The organism is Paraburkholderia sp. WC7.3g, from assembly GCF_050436345.1.
Lineage (GTDB): Bacteria > Pseudomonadota > Gammaproteobacteria > Burkholderiales > Burkholderiaceae > Paraburkholderia > Paraburkholderia podalyriae.
On record NZ_JBNDMA010000002.1, the window covers coordinates 1,599,661 to 1,619,496 of the forward strand.

A 19,836-nucleotide genomic window follows, 5' to 3' on the forward strand; every position below is an offset into this window, starting at 1 on the left:
CCCATCAGCGACGGCGCGCCGTCAAAGCGCTCAGCGCGCGGCGTCCTGCAGCGCCGCGTGCGGCGCGGGCGATGCCTTCAGCGTCTTCACCGCGTCGAGCAGCCGTTGCTCGATGTCGCCGACTTCGATCGCATCGATCTTGATATCGCGCCGCATCACCCACGACACTTCGTTGCGGCGCACTTCGGTCATCACCGACAGCAGGCGCTCCGCCACCGGCTGCCCGTGGAGGCTCGCGAGCAGCTTGGCGAGATCGTACGTATCGAAGCCGCTGACGACTTCGAACAGCGTGCGCTGATCGACGAACGCGAGGTCGTCGAGCGAATTCAGCGCGCCGCTCTGGCGCGTATTGCGTCGCGAAAAATACGCGACGCCTTGCTGCTCGACATAGGTCAGCACCTTCGACTTACGGAACGCGAAGACCTCGTCGGCGATTTCGCCGTGCGACAGCTTGTTCAGAATCAACGTCTTGTCGACGCCGATCAACGCCTCCAGATCGGTCAGCTCGATCAGTTCGAGCTCGCCGCTCACCGCGAGATCGAGGTCGCTGTCCGCCACCTGCTGCGCGCGATCGACGATGCGCGCGGCGTCGAACGTAACGACCTGACGCGCGGCCGCGCCGTCGTACGCCGAGTATTCGGTCGACACGTTATTCAGTTGTCCGGGCTGAGCGGCCTCGATCGTCACGAGGTTGAGCTTCTCCATCCGCTTGAGCATCGCCATCACGTGCGGACGCGAATGGCCGGCAATCGCGCGGCACTTCTTGATCACTTCGACGAGCGGCACCGAGATTTCCTCGGCCTGCCCTTGCAGCGGCCGGCGTCCCCAGCTGTCGTTGGCATCGCGCCGTTCGCCGTTCGACATCAGGGTCAGCACGTGCGCATACGACAGCACGCCGGGCAGAAAATCGGCGTGCGTGTAGGTTGCGAGCAGATCGTCCTTGCGCTTCACGCGACGAATCAGCGTGCGCGTGATATGGCGCAGCAACGGCGACACGCGCTCGATTTCGTCGTCGAGCATGCTGGCCGGCACGACGGTCAGTTGACAGAACGTCAGCGCCTTCGCGGTGTTGCTGCGCGGCTCGGCAGCAAGCAACGCGGCTTCGCCGAAGAATTCGCCTCGGCCCAGCGTCGCGACGACGACCTTCTTGTCGTCGCAGCGAGTGGAAAGTTCGACCTTGCCTTCCGTGATCAGAAAAACGACGGGCTCACCCGAGTAGCCCTCGGAATAAATGGTCTCGCCGGGCGCCGCTGTGCGCGTCCACGACTGTTGACGATTCAAAGTAATTCCCCTGCAGCGCGGTTTTGTGGTTGCGGCTGTGCGACGCGGCGCATTGCATCGCATGGGTCGGCAGCCATTCCCTGTACGCCCGTTTACGACATCGGGGCAGGGACTCTTTAACGGGCAATGCAGGGCCGGACTGGAAGCAAACGCGCCGCAAGCCGCGCCCGGATCAGAAGAACGGCGATAAAGCGATCGGTGAATCGTTTGCGCGCGGCAAGATGGCGCAAATATGGCTGGACATGGCGGCCGCAAAATTTTTTTCATTGCTGCGCAAGCAGATTGCCAACGGGTGATTCGAATGAGCGAGCGGCAGCGAATGCTATGCTCTCGGTCGACCGAAAATATTGCGCCCGTGGCGCGACATCCACACATGACAAAACTGATCAAGCGCGCTTCGGCCGAGGCGCGCGCTTTCCGTAACCGGGACGCTGAAATCATCGGCGGCAAGCAGAAATTGGCGCACAAACAAGGGCCCAAAGCCGCGCGCAACGCGAACCGCGCCGTCGATCACGACATCCACGACGCGCCGCAAATCGACACGCCGCGCAAGCCGCGTTTTGCGCCGGTGACGTTCTCCGAAGAGGGCGGCGTGCGCTACCTGCATTTCGGCACGGAATGGGTGCAAGGCGCGATGCGTCTGCGCAAGCCCGATCACATCGAACTCGAATACGCGCAGCAGATGATGGCCTGGCTGCTGTTCCTCGAAACGCCGAAGCGCATCGTGCAGCTCGGGCTCGGCGCAGCGTCGCTGACCAGGTTCGCGCACCGCTTTCTGAAGAGCGCGAAGATCGAGGCCGTCGAACTGAATCCCGCAGTCGTCGTGGCCGCGCGCACGATGTTCGAGCTGCCGCCCGACGACGCGCGTCTCACCGTGCATGAAACCGATGCGTGGGACTTCGTCAACGACAGCGCGAACCACGGCACCATCGGCGTGCTTCAGATCGACGTGTACGACGCGACCGCGCGCGGCCCGGTGCTCGACAGCGTCGGCTTCTACCGCGCGGCGCGCGCATGTCTGACCGAGGCGGGCATCGTCACGGTGAATCTGTTCGGCGATCATCCTAGCTTCGTGCGCAACATGAAGCGTCTGAACGAAGCCTTCGACGGCCGCGTCGTCGCGCTGCCCGAAGTGCACGATGGCAACCGCATCGCGATCGCGTTTTCGGGCCCCGCGCTCGACGTGCCGTTCGCCGCGCTCGAGGGGCGCGCGAAGCTGATCGAAGCCGAGCTCGGCTTGCCGGCGCGCAAGTGGATCAAGGGCCTGCGCGAATCGACGGGGCAGACGGGCGCATCGTTTGCGATCTGAGCGACGCGATCCGGCGTGCATCGTCGCTCTGGCCGACGCGTTGTCGCACGCCAGCGCGCCTCGGGTCGTCCCTGCTTGACCGGGCGTTCGCCGCTCCTATACTCTTTCGAAGCTTTCGGGGCGCCCGTGGCCAACCGCGGGACGACCACCCGCTGAGTTCCACCTGCCATCGACCACGGGCAGATAAATTCTAAATAGGAAACAGGAGACGTCATGGCTCACGACGCCGACGTGAAGAAGGCCAGCAAGCACTGGCTCTGGCTATTGCTGCTACCCTGGATCGCGATGGTCTGGGTCCCGTCGTACAACCGGATCGAGCCGCAACTGTTCGATTTCCCGTTCTTCTACTGGTATCAGCTGCTGTGGGTGCTGATCAGCGCGGTCATCACCGCGTTCGTCTACCTGAAGACCAGGTCCCGCTACACGGGTCGCACGAACGGGGGCGCGCAATAATGAACCCCATCGCAACTTTCGTCTTCGTTCTGTTTTTCATCGGCGTCACGGTTCTCGGCTTCGTCGCGGCCCACTGGCGGCGCGGCGATCTCGCGCATCTCGAAGAGTGGGGCCTCGGCGGCCGGCGCTTCGGCACGATCGTCACGTGGTTCCTGCTGGGCGGCGACCTGTACACCGCCTACACCTTCATCGCGGTGCCGGCGCTCGTGTTCGGCGCGGGTGCAACGGGCTTCTTCGCGCTGCCGTACACGATCCTGATCTATCCGTTCGCGTTCGTCGTGTTCCCGAAGCTGTGGAGCGTCGCGAAGCGGCACGGCTACGTGACGTCGGCGGACTTCGTGTCGGCCCGCTACGGCAGCCGCATGCTCGCGCTGGCGATCGCCGTGACCGGCATCGTTGCGACGATGCCGTACATCGCGCTGCAGCTGGTCGGTATCGAAGTGGTGATCGGCGCGCTCGGTTTCGACACGACCGGCTTCGTCGGCGATCTGCCGCTGATCATCGCGTTCGCGATTCTCGCGGCCTATACGTACACGTCGGGCCTGCGCGCGCCGGCCATGATCGCGGTTGTCAAGGACATCCTGATCTACGTGACGATCTTCGCCGCGATCATCGTGATTCCGCCGCAGCTGGGCGGCTTCGGCCATATCTTCGGCGCGGTGCCGCCGGCCAAGCTGCTGCTGAAGTCGCCGGACGTGTCGAGCCTGAACGGCTATAGCGCGTACGCGACGCTCGCGGTGGGTTCGGCGCTCGCGCTGTTCCTGTATCCGCACTCGATCACCGCGGTGCTGTCGTCGAAATCGGGCAACACGATCCGCCGCAACATGGCGCTGCTGCCGGCGTATTCGCTGGTGCTCGGCCTGCTCGCGCTGCTCGGCTTCATGGCGCTCGCGGCCGGCGTGAAGGACATGCCGGAGTTCGCGCCGTACTTCAAGGCCTTCGGCCCGAACTTCGCGGTGCCTGCGCTGTTCCTGCACTTCTTCCCGTCGTGGTTCGTCGGTGTCGCATTCGCGGCGATCGGTATCGGCGCGCTGGTGCCGGCGGCGATCATGTCGATCGCGGCGGCGAACCTGTACACGCGTAACGTGCACAAGGAGTTCGTCAACCGCAACATGACGCACGAGCAGGAGACCAACGTCGCGAAGCTGGTGTCGCTGATCGTCAAGGTCGGCGCGGTCGCGTTCATTCTCGGTCTGCCGCTCACGTACGCGATCCAGCTGCAGCTGCTCGGCGGTATCTGGATCATCCAGACGCTGCCGGCCATCGTGCTCGGTCTGTACACGCGCGTGCTCGACTATCGGGGTCTATTGATCGGCTGGGCGGCCGGTATCGCGACCGGCACGTGGATGGCGCTTTCGCTGAAGCTCGCGAGCTCGATCTTCACGATCCACCTGTTCGGCATGGCGATTCCGGGCTATGCGGCCATGTGGTCGCTGATCGTGAACCTCGTGGTGGCGGTGGTCGTGAGCCTGATCGTGCGCGCGGTGGGCATGCAGCGTGCCGAGGACCGCACGCGTCCGGAAGACTACCTGGACGTCGTCGAAGGCTGATCGGGCTGAAATTCACGCTTTGAACAACGCGACGCCCGCCAACGAAAGTTGGCGGGCGTTTGTGTTGGCGGGCCACTTCAGGGCAGGATAGCGGAACCGTCCTTTCACGCGCTCGCCGCGCGCCGCCATGGCTGCTGCCGATTCTCCCAAACTTATTCCCCGCCGCGCGGCGCTCAGCCGGATGGTGCGCGCGGTCACGTCGCCGTATTACCGCTACCGGCACGCGAAGGTGCTGCATAGCCTGCGCGTCGGGCTCGCGATGCTGGTGTCGATTCTCGCGACGACCGGCATCGATATTCCGCACGGCATCTGGTCGTCGGTGACGCTGCTGGTCGTGATCGGCGGCTTGCAGCATCACGGCAATATCCGCAAGAAAGCGGCGGAACGCGCGGCTGGCACGCTGCTCGGCGCGTCGATCGGGCTGCTGCTGATCGTGCAGCAGAACTTTATCGGTTCGCTGCCGCTCACCTATGTGCTGGAGGCGATCATCGCATCGATCTGCGCGTGGTTCGCGATCGGCTCGTCCGGCTATGTCGGGCTCTTGACCGCGATCACGATGTGCATCGTCGCGGGCCACGGCGACAACCTGATCGCCGTCGGCCTGTGGCGCACGCTGAACGTGCTGATCGGCATCGTGATCGCGCTGGCGTTTTCGTTTGCCTTTCCGCTGCACGCGACGTATTCGTGGCGCTACGGGCTCGCCGCCAATCTGCGCGAATGCGCGGGTATCTACGCGCGGCTGCTCGACGGCGAGACGATTACCGAGGAGGAGCAGGTCAAGCGCTTCCTGCAGATCAACAAGCGGCTCGTGCAACTGCGCTCGCTGATGCCGTCGGTCGCGAAGGAAATCGACGTGCCGCAGACGAAGCTCGAGGAAATCCAGCGGCTGCATCGCTCAGTGCTCAGCTCGCTCGAACTGCTCGCGACGGGCCCGCTGATGAGCGCGGACGCCGCCGCGCGCACCGCCTACGCGGCGCAGTGCGGCGCGGAGGTGCGCGCCGTGCGCGCGATCCTGCTGTCCACCGCGCGCGGGCTGCGCTTTGGCCGCCCGGCGCGCTTCGGCATTCCGGCGGCAGCCCCGCTCGCGAACCGGCATGGCCACGCGGCCACCGCGCTGCCGCCCGACTGGCAAGGACCGTACTGGCTCGGCCAGCGGCTCGCGGAGCAGGTGGACCGATTGCGCGCGCTGCTACTGGAGACGGAGCCGAACTGGAATATCGAGCGTCATGCGCGGGCGGCGCGGATCGCTTAGGCGGCGCTGATCCTCAAACCTGGGCCGGCAAGGTGACCATCCACATCATGCCGAAGCGGTCCATCACCATTCCGAAGCCCTTGCTCCAGAACGTTTGCTGGAACGGCATCACGACCTGGCCGCCGTCGGCGAGCGCGTTGAAGCATTGTTCCGCCGACGCGCCGTCTTCGACGGTCAACGACAGGCTGAAGCCGTTGAACGGGCCGGCCGCCGGATCGCAGTTGCCGTCGGAAGCCATCCACGTGCTCGAGCCCAGCTGCACGTTGGCGTGCATGATCTTGTCGGCGAGCTCGGGGCGCGGCGGGTTGTGCGCGTCCGGTGGCGCTTCCTTGTACAGCATCTTGAAGGTCACCTGGGCGCCGAGCTTGTCGGTGTAGTAGTCGAGCGCTTCCTGACAACGGCCGTTGAAAAACACATAAGGCTGAACGTACATGATCGTCTCCATGGTCAGGCGTTGGGGTGGCGCCGTCGTTGCAAACGAGGAGCGGCGCTGAACCGTGAGGTTCAGCGCCGCCTGTGATGGATGATGGCTTCGCGTGGATCAGCGCAGCGTTTCGATCAGCTTTTCCAGCTTCACCGCGTCCGCGGCGAACGTGCGGATGCCTTCGGAGAGCTTCTCGGTCGCCATCGCTTCGTCGTTGAGGAGGAAGCGGAACGACTTCTCGTCGACCGGCACGCGCTCGATATCCGCGTCGTGCGATGCCTCCGGCGACAGCTTGCGCTCGATCTTGTCGGTGCTCTCATGCAGCTTCTGCAGCAGGTCGGGGCTGATCGTCAGTAGATCGCAGCCGGCGAGTTCCAGAATTTGCGAGGTCGTGCGAAAGCTCGCGCCCATCACCTCGGTCTTGTAGCCGAACTTCTTGTAGTACGCGTAGATGCGACGCACCGACTTGACGCCCGGATCGTTGGCGCCGCCGTCTTTCGCTTCGTCCCATTCGCTGCCGGCGTTCTTCTTGTACCAGTCGTAGATGCGGCCGACGAACGGCGAGACCAGCTGCGCGCCAGCTTCCGCGGAGGCGACCGCCTGCACGAGCGAGAACAGCAGCGTCATGTTGCAGTGGATTCCTTCCTTCTGTAGCACCTCGGCCGCGCGCACGCCTTCCCACGTCGACGCGAGCTTGATCAGCACGCGGTCGCGCTCGACGCCGTGCTCCTTGTACAGCGCGATCAGCTCGCGGCCTTTCGCGATCGAACCTTCGACGTCGAACGACAGGCGCGCGTCGACTTCGGTCGACACCCGCCCCGGGATGATCTTCAGGATTTCGGTGCCGAAGGCGATCAGCAACTCGTCGATGATCGCACCGGCCGGCTTCGACGCATGCGCCTTCACGGTCTTTTCGAGCAGCGGCCGGTAGTCATCTTTCTGCACGGCCTTCAGAATCAGCGACGGATTGGTGGTCGCATCCCGCGGCTTGTACTGCGCGAGCTGCTGGAAGTCGCCAGTGTCGGCCACCACGGTGGTGTATTGCTTGAGTTGGTCGAGTGCGGTTGTCATGTTCGGGCCTTCAGGGCGCATACGCGCCGTGGTTCAGGAGAAGTGAGGACGCCGCCGCGCCGGCTGGACAGAGCAGAGAAACCAGCCGGCGCCGGCGGCCGCGGATCAAGCCGCAGCGCGTCCCACGATGGCGCCGGGAAACGCTGCCGGATACTTCTATTCTATGGCGGATCGCCGAGGACGGTATGAACACCGGGTAGGGACAGCGGGGCATGGCGATCCGTTTACACGCGCCGCGCGTTCAGCACGGCTTGCGTCACCACGCCGGCGACGAGCCCCCAGAACGCCGAGCCGATCGACAGCAGCGTGAGCCCCGAGGCAGTCACCATGAAGGTGACGAGCGCTGCCTCGCGCTGCCTCGTATCCTGCATTGCATTGACGAGCCCGCTCATGATCGAGCCGAACAGCGCGAGCGCCGCGACGGAGACGACCAGCTCCTTCGGGAACGCCGCGAACAGCGCGGCGATCGTCGCGCCAAAGACCCCCGCGAGCAGATAGAAAATGCCGCCCCACACGGCCGCCGTGTACCGCCTGGCGGGATTTTCATGCGCTTCGGGGCCAGTGCAGATCGCCGCCGTGATCGCCGCAAGATTGATGCCGTGGGAGCCGAACGGCGCGAGCAGCAGCGATGCGACGCCGGTCGTCGCGATCAGCGGCGCGGACGGTGTCGCGTAGCCGTCCGCGCGCAGCACCGCGATGCCCGGCACGTTTTGCGAAGCCATCGCGACCACTAACAGCGGAATGCCGATGCTCACGCACGCCGCCACCGAAAACGACGGCATCGTCAGCACCGGATGCGCGAGCGCGACGTGAAAGTGGCTGAAATCGAGCAGCCCGAGGCCGCCGGCGGCGGCCGTGCCGGCCACGAGCGTCGTCGGAATCGCGTAACGCGGCACGAACCGTTTGACGATCAGGTAGGTGAAGAACATCGTCAGCACGAGCGCGGTCTGGAACTGCGCCGCGCGGAAAATCTCGATGCCGATCTCGAACAGGATGCCCGCGAGCAGCGCCGACGCGAGGCCGGACGGAATCCGCTTCATCAGCGAGTCGAACCAGCCGGTGACGCCGACCAGCGTCAGCAGCGCCGCGCAGAAGATGAACGCGCCGATCGCCTGCGCATACTCGACATGCGGCAGCGACGACACCAGCAGCGCGGCGCCCGGCGTCGACCACGCTATCACGATCGGCGCGTGAAAGCGCAGCGACAGGCCGATCGTGCAAAGGCCCATGCCGATCGACAGCGCCCAGATCCACGACGAAATCTGCGCATCGCTCAAATGCGCGGCCTGGCCCGCCTGGAACATCAGCACGAGCGAGCTCGTGTAGCCGGTCATCGCCGCGACGAAGCCCGCGACGATCGTAGACAGCGACGTATCGGCGAGCGGATTGAAGCGCCTCGGCGGCGTGGCGGCGGGGGACAGCTGGGGCGTCGGGGACGAACTCATGCGAAGGCTTTGTTGTTGTGGAAGTTAAAGCGTCAGGGTGCGGCGGGTTGATCGGCGGGCGTTACTTGCTCAACACCCGCATGGCTGTCTCCAGGCCCGCGAGCGTCAGCGGATACATGCGGTGGCCCAGCACTTCGCGGATCGCGCTGACCGACTGCCGGTACGCCCACAGTGCTTCCGGTTCCGGGTTCAGCCACGCGAAGTGCGGGAAATGATCGGCGAGCCGGCGCAACCACACCGCACCGGCCTCGGCATTGTTGTACTCGACCGAGCCGCCCGGCTGCAACACTTCGTATGGGCTCATCGTCGCGTCGCCGACGAAGATCAGCTTGTAGTCGGGCGTGAACTTGTGCAGCACGTCCCACGTCGGCGTGCGCTCGGCGTGGCGGCGGCGGTTGTGCTTCCACAGGAAGTCGTACACGCAGTTGTGGAAATAATAGAACTCGAGGTGCTTGAACTCGGCCTTCGCGGCGGAGAACAGCTCTTCAGTGCGCTTCACGTGATCGTCCATCGAGCCGCCGACGTCGAGCAGCATCAGCACCTTCACGTTGTTGTGCCGCTCGGGCACCATCTTCAGATCGAGCCAGCCGGCGTTGGCGGCGGTGCTGCGGATCGTATCGGGCAAATCGAGTTCTTCCGCGGCGCCTTCGCGGGCGAAACGGCGCAACCGCCGCAGCGCCACCTTGATGTTGCGCGTGCCGATTTCGATCTGGTCGTCGTAATCGCGATACGCGCGCGCTTCCCAGACCTTGACGGCCGTGCGATTGCCGGCCGCGTCGCCGCCGATGCGCACGCCCTCGGGGTTATAGCCGCCATTGCCGAACGGCGACGTGCCGCCCGTGCCGATCCATTTGTTGCCGCCCTCGTGACGCTCCTTCTGCTCGTCGAACAGTTCCTTGAGCCGCTCCATCAGCTTGTCGAGGCCGCCCATCGCTTCGATCTGCGCCTTTTCCTCCGGCGACAGATCGCGTTGCAGCTTCTTCTTCAGCCAGTCGAGCGGAATGTCGAACGCGAGTTCCGAGGTCGCCGCGACACCGTTGAAAAACGTGCCGAACGCCTGGTCGAACTTGTCGAAATACTGCTCGTCCTTCACGAGCGTGATGCGCGCGAGGTAGTAGAACTCGTCGAGCGACGGCGCGATCACGTTGGCCTTCAGCGCTTCGAGCAGCGTCAGGTATTCCTTCACCGAGACCGGCAGTCGCGCGGCGCGCAGCGAGTAGAAAAAGTCGATCAGCATGCTGGATGTCCTGCGGCGCGGCGCCCGCTCAACGGTTGTTGCGGTTCATGAACAGCAGCCGCTCGAACAGGCTCACGTCCTGTTCGTTTTTCAGCAGCGCGCCGTGCAGCGGCGGCACGATCTGCTTCTGATCGGCCGAGCGCAGTGCTTCGGGCGGGATGTCTTCGGCGAGCAGCAGCTTGAGCCAGTCGAGCAGTTCGGACGTGGACGGCTTCTTCTTCAGTCCCGCGACGTTGCGCAGCTCGAAGAAGCTCTGCAGCGCCGCCGCGAGCAAATCCTTCTTGATGCCGGGGTAATGCACGTCGACGATCTGCTGCATCGTCGACGCATCCGGAAACCTGATGTAGTGGAAGAAGCAGCGGCGCAGGAACGCGTCGGGCAATTCCTTCTCGTTGTTCGACGTGATGATCACGAGCGGGCGATGCTTCGCGCGCACCAGCTCGCGCGTCTCGTACACGTAGAACTCCATGCGGTCGAGTTCGCGCAGCAGGTCGTTCGGGAATTCGATGTCGGCCTTGTCGACCTCGTCGATCAGCAGCACGCTCTGTTCGTCCGATTCGAACGCCTGCCACAGCACGCCCTTGACGATGTAGTTGCGGATGTCCTTCACACGCTCGTCGCCGAGCTGCGAATCGCGCAGACGCGATACCGCGTCGTATTCGTAGAGCCCCTGCTGCGCCTTGGTGGTCGATTTGATGTGCCATTGCAGCAGCGGCATGCCGAGCGCCGCGGCGACTTCCTCGGCAAGCATGGTCTTGCCGGTGCCGGGTTCGCCCTTGATCAGCAGCGGACGCTTGAGCGTCATCGCGGCGTTGACCGCGAGCTTGAGGTCGTCGGTGGCGACGTACTGCGATGAGCCTTCGAAACGCATGGCGAGATGCTCTTGTGCAGGAAAAAACCCAGTATAAGTCAGAAGGCCTGTTGGCCTGAAACCGGCTCACGTAGGGTGTCAGCCGCGCAGTGATGCCGCTGCGGTGCCGCTGTGATACCGCCTCAGTGCCGTTGCGATGCCGCCGCGGGCACGGCGCGGGGCCAGTCCCGGCGGGGGTTGCGCGGTGCCCGTGTCTGGTGGACGTTCGGCGCGGCGTCGCGGTACAATGGGCCCGATTTTTTTGGCCTGCGTGGCTACCCTACAAGAAGAACGGCGCGGACCGCTGCCTTTGTGGGCACCCGTTTCCCCTCAAGCCAGGTTACATCTATGAATAAATTCGTCGGCAAACACGTCGTGATCGCAGCGCTGTCGGTGCTCGCGGGGTATGCGGCCAGTGCGCACGCAGCGGATGTCGTAGGCAACGCCAAGGCGGGCCAGGACAAGGTCGCGATGTGTATCGGCTGCCACGGCATCCCTGAGTACCGCACGGCTTATCCAGAGGTTTTCCGCGTGCCGAAGCTCGGCGGACAAAATCAGGCGTACCTCGACAACGCGCTGCACGCCTACAAGAAAGGCGACCGCCATTTCGCCACCATGCACGCGATCGCGACGTCGCTGTCGGACCAGGACATCGCCGACATCGCCGCGTACTACGCAGCGCAAACTGCCGCTTCGAAAAACAATCCCGACAAGTGATCGGCGTCGGTCACCAGCACATCCAATTCGCGGGATAGGAGATTTCATGATCAAGCCCCAACAGGCACTCCACACGGTATTCAAGGCGGTCGGCGCGGCGGCGGTAATCGGTCTGGCCGCGGCGAACGCCGCGCACGCGGCGGACGCCGGCAACGGCAAGGTGCTTTCCGACAGCCACAACTGCGCGGCCTGCCACGGTGTCAACCTGAACAAGCCGGTGAGCCCGGAGTATCCGAAGCTGGCCGGTCAGCACTCCGACTATGTGTTCTGGGCACTGCGTCAATACCAGATGGGTACCGGCAATCCGCACCTCGGCCGCAACAACGCGATCATGCAGGCACAGGTGCAGAGCCTGTCGCTAAGCGACATGAAAGACATCGCCGCTTACGTCGAATCGCTGGAAGGCGACCTCGTGCAGAAGAAGTAAGCGTCGCGCGTGGGTTTCGCGCCGAAGCTTCAAAAGCAGAACACCCCGCTTCGGCGGGGTGTTTTGCTTTGGGGGTGACGCGGCGCTGGGAGTTTCAGTCGCTTCAGTGGCTCCTGTGGGCTTCAGTCGCGAGTCGCGCGCCGTTCGATGCGCTGAAGATACGCGTCGGTGTCCGGCGGTGTGCCGGTGCGCTGCGCTTCCCAGATAGTTTCGCCGAGGCAGTCCATGATCGCGTGCTGCGCCTCGTGCGTCGAGCCGAGGCGCGCGGCGAGCCGCTCGTGCGCGGCGCGAATGCCGGGCGGCTGGTCGATCGACAACTGCTCGGAGATCGCCAGATGCATCGACAGGTGCAGGAAAGGATTGGTCTGTCCGCGCTCCGGCGAATAGTCCTGCGCCTGGGCGGCGGGGCCGTCTCCGAGGTCGGCGTGGTATTCCGGATGCTCGACGATCCAGTCGGCGGCGATCGCCTCGAGCGGCGTCAGAATCTCGCCTTGGCGCTGTTTGCGCCAGGTGTCGGTGAAAAAGAGGCGAACTTCGTCGCGGCTGGGATTGAACATCGTGGAACCGGTGCGTGGGAGTGGGGCGTGTGCGAGGCGCGATGATGCGCGATGGTGCGCGACGGTGCGTATAAGCACTGCGCACTTCGGGTAAAACACTATTTTACGCGGCGGCCACGCGGGCTGCAGGCGCGGTGCACGGCCTCGGGTTTCGAGCTGGTCCGCGCCTAGAGATCGGGTGGCGGGGTCTTCGGCCGGAACTCGCACAGCGGCTCAATCACGCAATGCCAGCATTCGGGGCGGCGCGCCTTGCACACGTAGCGTCCATGCAGAATCAGCCAGTGGTGCGCATCGTGCCTGAATTCGGCGGGCGTGAATTTTTCGAGTGCCGCTTCGACCGCGCGCACGTCCTTGCCGGGCGCGAGGCCGGTGCGGTTGGCGACGCGGAAAATGTGCGTGTCGACCGCGATGGTCGGATGGCCGAACGCCGTGTTCAGGATCACGTTGGCCGTTTTGCGGCCGACGCCGGGCAGCCCTTCGAGCGCCTCGCGATTCTCGGGCACCTCGCCGCCGTACTGGTCGAGCAGGATGCGGCAGGTCGCGATCACGTTCTTCGCCTTCGTGCGATACAGACCGATCGTCTTGATATAGCTCGCGACACCTTCCTCGCCGAGGTCGAACACCTTCTGCGGCGTGTTCGCGACCGGGAACATCCTGCGCATCGCCTTGTTAACGGATACGTCGGTCGCCTGCGCCGACAGCAGCACCGCGATCAGCAGTTCGAACGGCGTCGTGTACTCGAGCTCGGTGGTCGGATGCGGATTCAGGCTCTGAAGCGTTTCGTAGATCGCGCGGCGTTTGTTCGCGTTCATGCGGAGCGGGTCCGTGTGGATGGGGCAGGCTGCGCCGGCATGGTCAGCGCGCGGTCGGTGGCGAGTTGGACGGCGGGTTCGGCTCGTCGGATGGCTGCTCCGAGCTGCGCGTGTCGTCGCCGCCAGCGAGGCCGAGACGGCGGCGGCGCGCTTCAGCGGCGTCGATCTGGGCCTGCACGTCCGCGCTGACGTTCTCGGTATTCAGCGGTCCCTCGCCCTTCGCGACCATGTCTTCTTTCTTCTTGCGCGCGCGTTCGAGCGCGGCCTGGATGATCGCGCGTTTCTTCGCTTCTGCGTCGTCCGCAAGCGGTGAAGCGGAAGTGTCGGACGGCGCTGTCGCGGCGGGGGCCTGCACCGCGGCCGGCGCAGTCGCCGGCGCGCTCGCGCTCGCCGCTCGCCGCGCCGCCGCACGCGCTTCGGCGGCGTCGCGCTCGCGCGCGATACGCGTCTCGTGGCGGTCATGACGCGCTCGCGCCGCGTCGGCCTGGCTCTGGCTCCAGGCGTTCCAACCGGAGGCCTCGCCAGTCACGGGCAGCATCGCGATGCAGTCGACCGGGCAGGGCGGCACGCACAGGTCACAGCCGGTACATAGCTCGGCGATCACGGTGTGCATCTGTTTCGGTGCGCCAACTATCGCGTCGACGGGACACGCCTGCATGCACAGCGTGCAGCCGATGCACACCTGTTCGTCGATAACCGCCAGGGGACGCGGACGTTCGACGCCATTGGCGGAATTCAGCGGAATCACCGGTTTGCCGAGCAGCGCGGCGAGGCGCGCGATGCCCTCGGCACCGCCGGGCGGGCACTGGTTATAGTTCGCCTTGCCGCTAGCGACGGCTTCGGCATACGGACGGCATGCGGGATAACCGCACTTCGTGCATTGCGTTTGGGGCAGCAGATCTTCGATGCGATCCGCGAGTGTTTTGACGTCTGTCACGGTTACGACGTGGGGAGTTGCCGTGCGATCGCACAGCCTGAAATAAATAGCCCATTATCGCCGATTTCCCGGATTGCCATTCGCAATCCATGTGCCATAATCGAAGCGCTTCATTCGAAAGACCGCAGAAAGGGTGTGTTTCCCAACCACGACGCGCCCGCTAAACGCCGCCACTGCAAGGCTCGAGGAGAGGCCGGCGGCGCGATCCGGACAACGCGGCTCACGAAGACGATGCCACCATGAATCAGCCGAAAATCAAAAGAGATCCTGAAGGCACGAGGCGCCGCATTTTGCTTGCGGCTGCCGAAGAGTTTGCAAGTGGAGGACTGTTCGGCGCGCGAGTCGATCAGATCGCCCGCCGCGCGGAAACCAATGAACGTATGCTCTATTACTACTTCGGTAGCAAGGAGCAGCTATTCACCGCGGTACTCGAGCACGCGTTCAGCGCGCTCAACGAAGCGGAGCGCACGCTCGAACTCGGTGGAGTCGCGCCCGTCGAGGCCGTTACGCGTCTCGCGCATTTCGTGTGGGACTACTACCGCGATCATCCCGAGTTGCTGCGACTCATCAACAACGAGAATCTGCACGAAGCACGCTATATGCAGAAGTCGACGCGCATACGCGAAATGATTTCGCCGATCGTCGCCACGCTCGGCGGCATTCTCGAACGCGGGCAACGCGCGGGGCTGTTTCGCACGAACATCGACCCGCTGCGCTTTTACGTCACGCTGTCGGGCATGGGCTACTACATCGTGTCGAACCGTTTCACGCTCGAGGCGACGCTCGGCCGCGATTTCAGCAGCGCCGCCGAACGCGGCGAGGTGATTCAGATGAATACCGAACTGCTGCTCGCGTATCTGTTGAGAAAGTAACGGGTGTTGCCGCGGGGACCATTGCTGCGGTAAAAAATCAGTATCACGAACAAAGCGAGATAAAAAAGCCAACGGCCTCGAACGAGACCGTTGGCTTTTTCAATGCTATTGCAGGTTTAGTGCTCAGGCTTCGACTTTCTCTTTCGTCGTTCTTGCCGCCTTGTTGTGCTCGAGAATGAAGTCGCGCAATTGCGGGTAAATGATCGTGCGCCAGCGGCGGCCCGAGAAAATGCCGTAGTGGCCGCATTTCTCCGCAGTGAAGTGACGCTTGTTCTTCGCCGGAATGCCGCTGCACAAGTCGTGCGCCGCGTAAGTCTGGCCGTCTCCGGAAATGTCGTCGAGTTCACCTTCGATCGTAAACAGCGCGGTCGTCGTGATGTCCTGCGGCCGCACTGGTTCGCCGTTGACGACCCACGTGCCATCGGCAAGACGGAATTCCTGGAACACGACGCGGATCGTGTCGAGGTAATAGTCGGCATCCATGTCGAGCACCGCGTTGTACTCGTCGTAGAAGCGGCGGTGCGCTTCGGCGTCGTCCTCGTCGCCGCGCAGCAGGCTCTGGTAGAAATCCCAGTGCGACGCCGCGTGACGCTCCGGATTCATCGCGACGAAACCGGTGTGCTGCAGGAAGCCGGGATAGACCTTGCGGCCCGCGCCCGGATAGTTCGGTGGCACCGTGAAGATCACGTTGTTCTCGAACCACTCGTACGAGTGCTGCGTGGCCAGCGAATTGACCGAGGTCGGGCTCTTTCGTGCGTCGATCGGGCCGCCCATCATCGTCATCGTGCGCGGCGTGTCCTCGCCGCGGCTCGCCATCAGCGAAATGGCGGCGAGCACCGGCACCGTCGGCTGGCACACCGAGATCACGTGCAGATTCTTCGCGCCGATATGGCGAATGAATTCCTGGATATACGCGATGTAGTCGTTCAGACCGAACTCGCCGGCTTCGAACGGCACCATGCGCGCGTCGATCCAGTCGGTGATGTAGACCTTGTGGTCTTGCAGCAACGTGGTGACGGTGTCGCGCAGCAGCGTGGCGTGGTGTCCCGACAACGGTGCGCAGACGAGCACGACCGGCTCGTCTTTCAATTGGTTGACAGCTTCGCTGTCGTCCGCGAAACGCTTGAAGCGCATCAGACGGCAGAACGGCTTTTCGATGAACGTCTGCTCGACGATCGGAATGTTATGACCGTCCTTGACAATCTGGTGAATATTGAATTCAGGCTTCTCGTAGTCCTTGCCGAGCCGGTACAGCAGTTCGTAGCCGGCGGAAAGGCGCGTGGCGCCCGGCACATAGGCTAGCGGACTGGCCGGATTCGCAAATGATTTCGATGCGGCCTGAGCCCAGGCAGTGAGGGGGCTCAGGATCGCCCGCTGGAATTCGTGAAATTGATAGAGCATGTTTGCTCCGTATTAAGCGGTTCGCATGGGGCTTCGCAAACACGCGTGAGGCGTTGCGGCGGGCCATTGTAGTTGTAGGCACATTATTGTCGGCCGACAGTCATCGATGATATCGAACAAGGCAAATTTGTGCAAAGCAACAATATTCGCATTCAGTGTACGCGAATTGTCACGGCGTCATGCTAATGGCGATGCTGCTCCGCCGCTATCAGGGCTTGCCTGAACCTCAAGCTCCATCGCGCGGATGCCGTTATGCGGCGGATGGCCGGTCGCCTGCGCCATTTCCTGCTCGTGCTTCATCAGGTTCAATCCGGTGTGTACCAGCGCCACGTGCGAAAACGCCTGAGGAAAATTGCCCACCAGACGTTTTTCGACCGGGTCGTACTCCTCGGACAGCAGGCCGACGTCGTTGCATAGCGCGAGCAGCCGCTCATACATCTCGATCGCCTCCTGCACGCGCCCCTGCAGCGCGAGGTTGTCCACCATCCAGAACGAACATGCAAGAAAGGTGCCCTCCCCGGGCGGCAGGCCGTCGTCGTATTCGGTGGTGCGGTAGCGCCGCACGAAGCCGCCGTGCATCAGGTCCCGCTCGATCGCCTCGACCGTGCCCTTGATACGCGGATCGTGCGGTGGCAGGAAGGCGACCAGCGGCATCAGCAGCACGCTCGCGTCGAGCTGGTCGCTGCCATAGTACTGTGAAAACGCATTGAGCTCCGGATTCCACGCCTTCTCGCAGACCTCGGCGTGGATCGTGTCGCGCGTCGCGCGCCATTCGTCGAGGGGGCCGTCGAGCTTGAACATTTCGGCCGAGCGGATCGCGCGGTCGAACGCGACCCACGCCATCACCTTCGAGAACGTGAAATGCTCGGGGCCGCCGCGCGTCTCCCAGATGCCTTCGTCGGGTTCGCGCCAGATCGTGCTCAGGTGCTCGAGCATCGCGCGCTGCACGCTCCACGCGGTGACGTCGGCCTGCAGTCCGCCGACGCGCGCGAGATGCAGCGCGTTCATCACCTCGCCGTAGACGTCGAGCTGACGCTGCCCGACCGCGTTGTTGCCGATGCGCACCGGTTTCGCGCCCTCGTAGCCGGGCAGCCAGTCGATTTCGGATTCGGGCAGGCGCCGCTCGCCGCCGATGCCGTACATGATCTGCAACTGGTTCGGCGCGCCCGCCATCACGCGGCCGAGCCAGCTGCGCCAGGCGCGCGCTTCGTCGTAGTAGCCGCCGCGCATCATCGCGAGAAGCGTGATGGTCGCGTCGCGCAACCAGCAGTAGCGGTAGTCCCAGTTGCGCTCGCCGCCGAGCTGCTCCGGCAGCGACGTGGTGGGCGCCGCGACGATGCCGCCGGTCGGCTCGTAGGCGAGCGCGCGCAGGGTGATGAGCGAGCGGCGGATCGGTCCGGCCCAGCGCCCCTCGACGGTGCCGCGGGCCGCCCATTCGAGCCAGTGGTTCTCGGTGCGCGCGAGCGACGTGTGCGGATCGTGCGCGGGCGGAATGCGCAGGTGCGACGGCGCGTAGGCGAGCGAGAACGGCACCCGCTCGCCTTCGGTCACGGTGAATTCGGCGACCGTCTTCATGTCTTCGCCGTGTAGTTCGACCGGCGTGCGCAGCACCGCGTTGTCCGGGCCGACGATCGCCTTGATGCCGCTGTCGTGCTTGAGCTTGTCGACCCACGGAATCGAGAAGCCGTAGTCGAAGCGCAGCACGAGTTCCATCTTCATCCGCACGGTGCCGCGCTTGCCGACGACGATACGGATCAACTCCGACCAGCCGTTGCCAGGCGGCATGAAGTCGATCAGCGTGACGGCGCCGTCGGGCGTTTCGAAGTCGGTTTCGAGAATCAGCGTTTCGCCGCGATAGCGCCGCGTGATGGTCGGCGCGCCGTGCTCGCCCCCGGTGGCGGGGGCGAGCAGCCAGCGGCCGTTGTCGGGCGTGCCGAGCAGCGCGGCGAAGCATGCGCCCGAGTCGAAGCGCGGCCAGCAGAGCCAGTCGATGGAACCCTCGCGGGAGACGAGCGCGGCGGTATGGCCGTCGCCGATCAGTGCATAGTCTTCGATGTGTGCAGGCATGGACAACGTGTCGGAAAAACGAGTCGTTATTACGGACGGCGACAACAGCCGCGCTTCGAGGGAGTGTTATTACCGGACTACGATCAGCATTGTTTGGTTCACCACATAGTGCGGCAAAACGTGGATTGGTAAATTGTCAAATCCATGCCTACAATCGGATTTCATGCCGATGTCCGGCGATATGCCGGACTGCGAATCGGCCTTGCTCATGGCGCATGCAGACGCCGTTTCCGAGGACGAAAGCCATGCTGAACCCTTCGAAAGCCGATTGCATCACGATTCTCTCCGCCGCCAGTCAGCTTGCCGGCGATTCCATGCTGCCGCTCGATCATGACCGGCTCGGCCTGAGCCGCAACGGCATGCTGGCTGCCGCGTCCTTCCTGGTCGAGCGGGCCTGCTTCCGGCGCTATCAGCAGGACGCCGGTCATTATGCGGTCGGCGCGCTGTCGTTGCAGGGACGCCTGCGGCTCGATCAACTGGCGAACGGTTGAGCGGTAGCGCCGCGGGTTCGTCGCGCAGATCCTGGCGTATCCGCGCCGCGCTTTCGCCGCATTCTTTCGTACTGCGCCTTCGCGTGGCGTAGGCGGATGTTCGCGTGGCGCGTTGAAGTCGCGCGCGTGCATTTCGCACAATGCCCGCATCTCGCGTATGTCACGGCGTGACATTTGCCGCGCTCTGACTCGTGCGAAAGGCGTTGGCACCGCCCGAACGTTCGCTTCAGGCCAAAACGCCTCGACACCGGACGCAAATCTCGCGCCCGGTGTTGCCGCATGTCGCTCACAGATGCGACGAGCCCACGCCGAAGATCCCGATGATGCCGATGATAATCAGATAAAGCGCGACGATGTAGTTCAACAGGCGCGGCATGATCAGGATCAGGATGCCGGCGATCAGCGAAACGAGCGGACCCAGGCTGAGAGTGACGTTCATGAAGACTCCGTAGTTGAGACGCGTGACGCGCGATTGAGAAAACGATTGAAGAACGCCCCGCCGCGCGGGACCAGAGCCGCTGGCGCAGACCGCGCGGCAGCGGCGGATTCACTGCATGATCCGACCTAACGCTCTTATACTGACTGCGACAACAACAACGCGGAACGACACTCGATTCGCGGCGCGGCAGACCAGACACCGTAACACCCGCTTGTACACCGGCTCATTCGCGAGCCCGTACCGG

Annotated in this window: 21 protein-coding genes; 9 read left to right on the top strand and 12 right to left on the bottom strand. The window is 64.0% G+C overall.

Going from position 1 to position 19,836, the window contains the following annotated elements; all coding sequences use genetic code 11:
• Nucleotides 1–30: 30 nt before the first annotated feature.
• Nucleotides 31–1,281: a Crp/Fnr family transcriptional regulator gene (locus tag OKW43_RS18875; RefSeq protein ID WP_187635086.1), complete on the bottom strand. Its 1,251-nt coding sequence runs from the start codon at nucleotides 1,279–1,281 to the stop codon at nucleotides 31–33.
• A 23-nt stretch (nucleotides 1,282–1,304) separates the two neighbouring features.
• On the opposite strand from OKW43_RS18875, the gene OKW43_RS18880 reads away from it, so the two are divergent.
• The 5 genes from OKW43_RS18880 (at nucleotide 1,305) to OKW43_RS18900 (ending at nucleotide 5,845) form a co-directional block, all read left to right on the top strand.
• Nucleotides 1,305–1,577, top strand: a complete 273-nt coding sequence (locus OKW43_RS18880) for a hypothetical protein (RefSeq protein ID WP_429449044.1) — start codon at nucleotides 1,305–1,307, stop codon at nucleotides 1,575–1,577.
• 77 nt (nucleotides 1,578–1,654) lie between these two features.
• Nucleotides 1,655–2,590: a spermidine synthase gene (locus tag OKW43_RS18885; protein ID WP_429449046.1), complete on the top strand. Its 936-nt coding sequence runs from the start codon at nucleotides 1,655–1,657 to the stop codon at nucleotides 2,588–2,590.
• A 213-nt stretch (nucleotides 2,591–2,803) separates the two neighbouring features.
• Nucleotides 2,804–3,043 carry a DUF3311 domain-containing protein gene (locus tag OKW43_RS18890; RefSeq protein ID WP_187635083.1) on the top strand — a complete coding sequence of 80 codons (240 nt, stop codon included), beginning with the start codon at nucleotides 2,804–2,806 and terminating at the stop codon, nucleotides 3,041–3,043.
• A complete protein-coding gene (mctP, locus tag OKW43_RS18895; protein ID WP_187635082.1) occupies nucleotides 3,043–4,593 on the top strand; it encodes a monocarboxylate uptake permease MctP in 1,551 nt (516 codons plus the stop codon). Before OKW43_RS18890 ends, mctP begins: the two co-directional genes overlap by 1 nt.
• A gap of 127 nt (nucleotides 4,594–4,720) precedes the next feature.
• Nucleotides 4,721–5,845, top strand: a complete 1,125-nt coding sequence (locus tag OKW43_RS18900) for an FUSC family protein (protein ID WP_429449049.1) — start codon at nucleotides 4,721–4,723, stop codon at nucleotides 5,843–5,845.
• 13 nt (nucleotides 5,846–5,858) lie between these two features.
• Here OKW43_RS18900 and OKW43_RS18905 read toward each other — a convergent pair whose 3' ends face one another.
• From OKW43_RS18905 to OKW43_RS18925, 5 genes are all read right to left on the bottom strand, one after another.
• Nucleotides 5,859–6,278, bottom strand: coding sequence for a VOC family protein (locus tag OKW43_RS18905; RefSeq protein ID WP_187635080.1), 420 nt, complete (start codon nucleotides 6,276–6,278; stop codon nucleotides 5,859–5,861).
• A gap of 108 nt (nucleotides 6,279–6,386) precedes the next feature.
• Complete coding sequence (tal, locus tag OKW43_RS18910; RefSeq protein ID WP_187635079.1) at nucleotides 6,387–7,340, bottom strand: transaldolase; 954 nt, start codon at nucleotides 7,338–7,340, stop codon at nucleotides 6,387–6,389.
• A 224-nt stretch (nucleotides 7,341–7,564) separates the two neighbouring features.
• Nucleotides 7,565–8,785 (bottom strand): benzoate/H(+) symporter BenE family transporter, encoded by a 1,221-nt coding sequence (locus OKW43_RS18915; RefSeq protein WP_429449051.1) that lies wholly within the window; start codon nucleotides 8,783–8,785, stop codon nucleotides 7,565–7,567.
• Nucleotides 8,786–8,846: 61 nt separating this feature from the next.
• Entirely contained in the window at nucleotides 8,847–10,022 is a 1,176-nt protein-coding gene (locus OKW43_RS18920) for a vWA domain-containing protein (RefSeq protein ID WP_429449053.1), read from the bottom strand.
• Nucleotides 10,023–10,050: 28 nt separating this feature from the next.
• Nucleotides 10,051–10,893 carry an AAA family ATPase gene (locus OKW43_RS18925; protein ID WP_187635076.1) on the bottom strand — a complete coding sequence of 281 codons (843 nt, stop codon included), beginning with the start codon at nucleotides 10,891–10,893 and terminating at the stop codon, nucleotides 10,051–10,053.
• Nucleotides 10,894–11,220: 327 nt separating this feature from the next.
• Between OKW43_RS18925 and OKW43_RS18930 the strand changes: the two genes are divergently transcribed.
• Both OKW43_RS18930 and OKW43_RS18935 read left to right on the top strand, forming a co-directional pair.
• Nucleotides 11,221–11,589 (top strand): c-type cytochrome, encoded by a 369-nt coding sequence (locus OKW43_RS18930; protein WP_187635075.1) that lies wholly within the window; start codon nucleotides 11,221–11,223, stop codon nucleotides 11,587–11,589.
• A gap of 46 nt (nucleotides 11,590–11,635) precedes the next feature.
• Nucleotides 11,636–12,016: a c-type cytochrome gene (locus tag OKW43_RS18935; RefSeq protein WP_187635074.1), complete on the top strand. Its 381-nt coding sequence runs from the start codon at nucleotides 11,636–11,638 to the stop codon at nucleotides 12,014–12,016.
• A 122-nt stretch (nucleotides 12,017–12,138) separates the two neighbouring features.
• Here the strand turns inward: OKW43_RS18935 and OKW43_RS18940 are convergent, their stop codons facing one another.
• The 3 genes from OKW43_RS18940 to rsxB all read right to left on the bottom strand — a co-directional run bounded on the left by OKW43_RS18940 (nucleotide 12,139) and on the right by rsxB (nucleotide 14,322).
• Nucleotides 12,139–12,573, bottom strand: coding sequence for a DUF1841 family protein (locus OKW43_RS18940; protein ID WP_187635073.1), 435 nt, complete (start codon nucleotides 12,571–12,573; stop codon nucleotides 12,139–12,141).
• Nucleotides 12,574–12,740: 167 nt separating this feature from the next.
• Nucleotides 12,741–13,385, bottom strand: coding sequence for an endonuclease III (gene nth / locus OKW43_RS18945; protein WP_187635072.1), 645 nt, complete (start codon nucleotides 13,383–13,385; stop codon nucleotides 12,741–12,743).
• Nucleotides 13,386–13,428: 43 nt separating this feature from the next.
• Nucleotides 13,429–14,322, bottom strand: coding sequence for an electron transport complex subunit RsxB (gene rsxB, locus OKW43_RS18950; protein ID WP_429449057.1), 894 nt, complete (start codon nucleotides 14,320–14,322; stop codon nucleotides 13,429–13,431).
• Between the two features lie 239 nt (nucleotides 14,323–14,561).
• Here rsxB and OKW43_RS18955 point away from each other — a divergent pair, with 239 nt between their 5' ends.
• Nucleotides 14,562–15,194 (top strand): TetR family transcriptional regulator, encoded by a 633-nt coding sequence (locus OKW43_RS18955; RefSeq protein WP_187635070.1) that lies wholly within the window; start codon nucleotides 14,562–14,564, stop codon nucleotides 15,192–15,194.
• A gap of 123 nt (nucleotides 15,195–15,317) precedes the next feature.
• On the opposite strand, the gene OKW43_RS18960 is transcribed toward OKW43_RS18955, so the two are convergent.
• On the bottom strand, nucleotides 15,318–16,595 hold the full coding sequence (locus OKW43_RS18960) for a polyhydroxyalkanoate depolymerase (protein WP_187635069.1): 1,278 nt from the start codon (nucleotides 16,593–16,595) through the stop codon (nucleotides 15,318–15,320).
• Between the two features lie 177 nt (nucleotides 16,596–16,772).
• A complete protein-coding gene (locus tag OKW43_RS18965; RefSeq protein ID WP_187635068.1) occupies nucleotides 16,773–18,662 on the bottom strand; it encodes a glycoside hydrolase family 15 protein in 1,890 nt (629 codons plus the stop codon).
• A gap of 245 nt (nucleotides 18,663–18,907) precedes the next feature.
• Between OKW43_RS18965 and OKW43_RS18970 the strand changes: the two genes are divergently transcribed.
• Entirely contained in the window at nucleotides 18,908–19,153 is a 246-nt protein-coding gene (locus OKW43_RS18970) for a hypothetical protein (protein WP_429451725.1), read from the top strand.
• A gap of 286 nt (nucleotides 19,154–19,439) precedes the next feature.
• On the opposite strand, the gene OKW43_RS18975 is transcribed toward OKW43_RS18970, so the two are convergent.
• Nucleotides 19,440–19,592, bottom strand: a complete 153-nt coding sequence (locus tag OKW43_RS18975; RefSeq protein ID WP_013088853.1) for a DUF3096 domain-containing protein — start codon at nucleotides 19,590–19,592, stop codon at nucleotides 19,440–19,442.
• Nucleotides 19,593–19,836 lie beyond the last annotated feature (244 nt).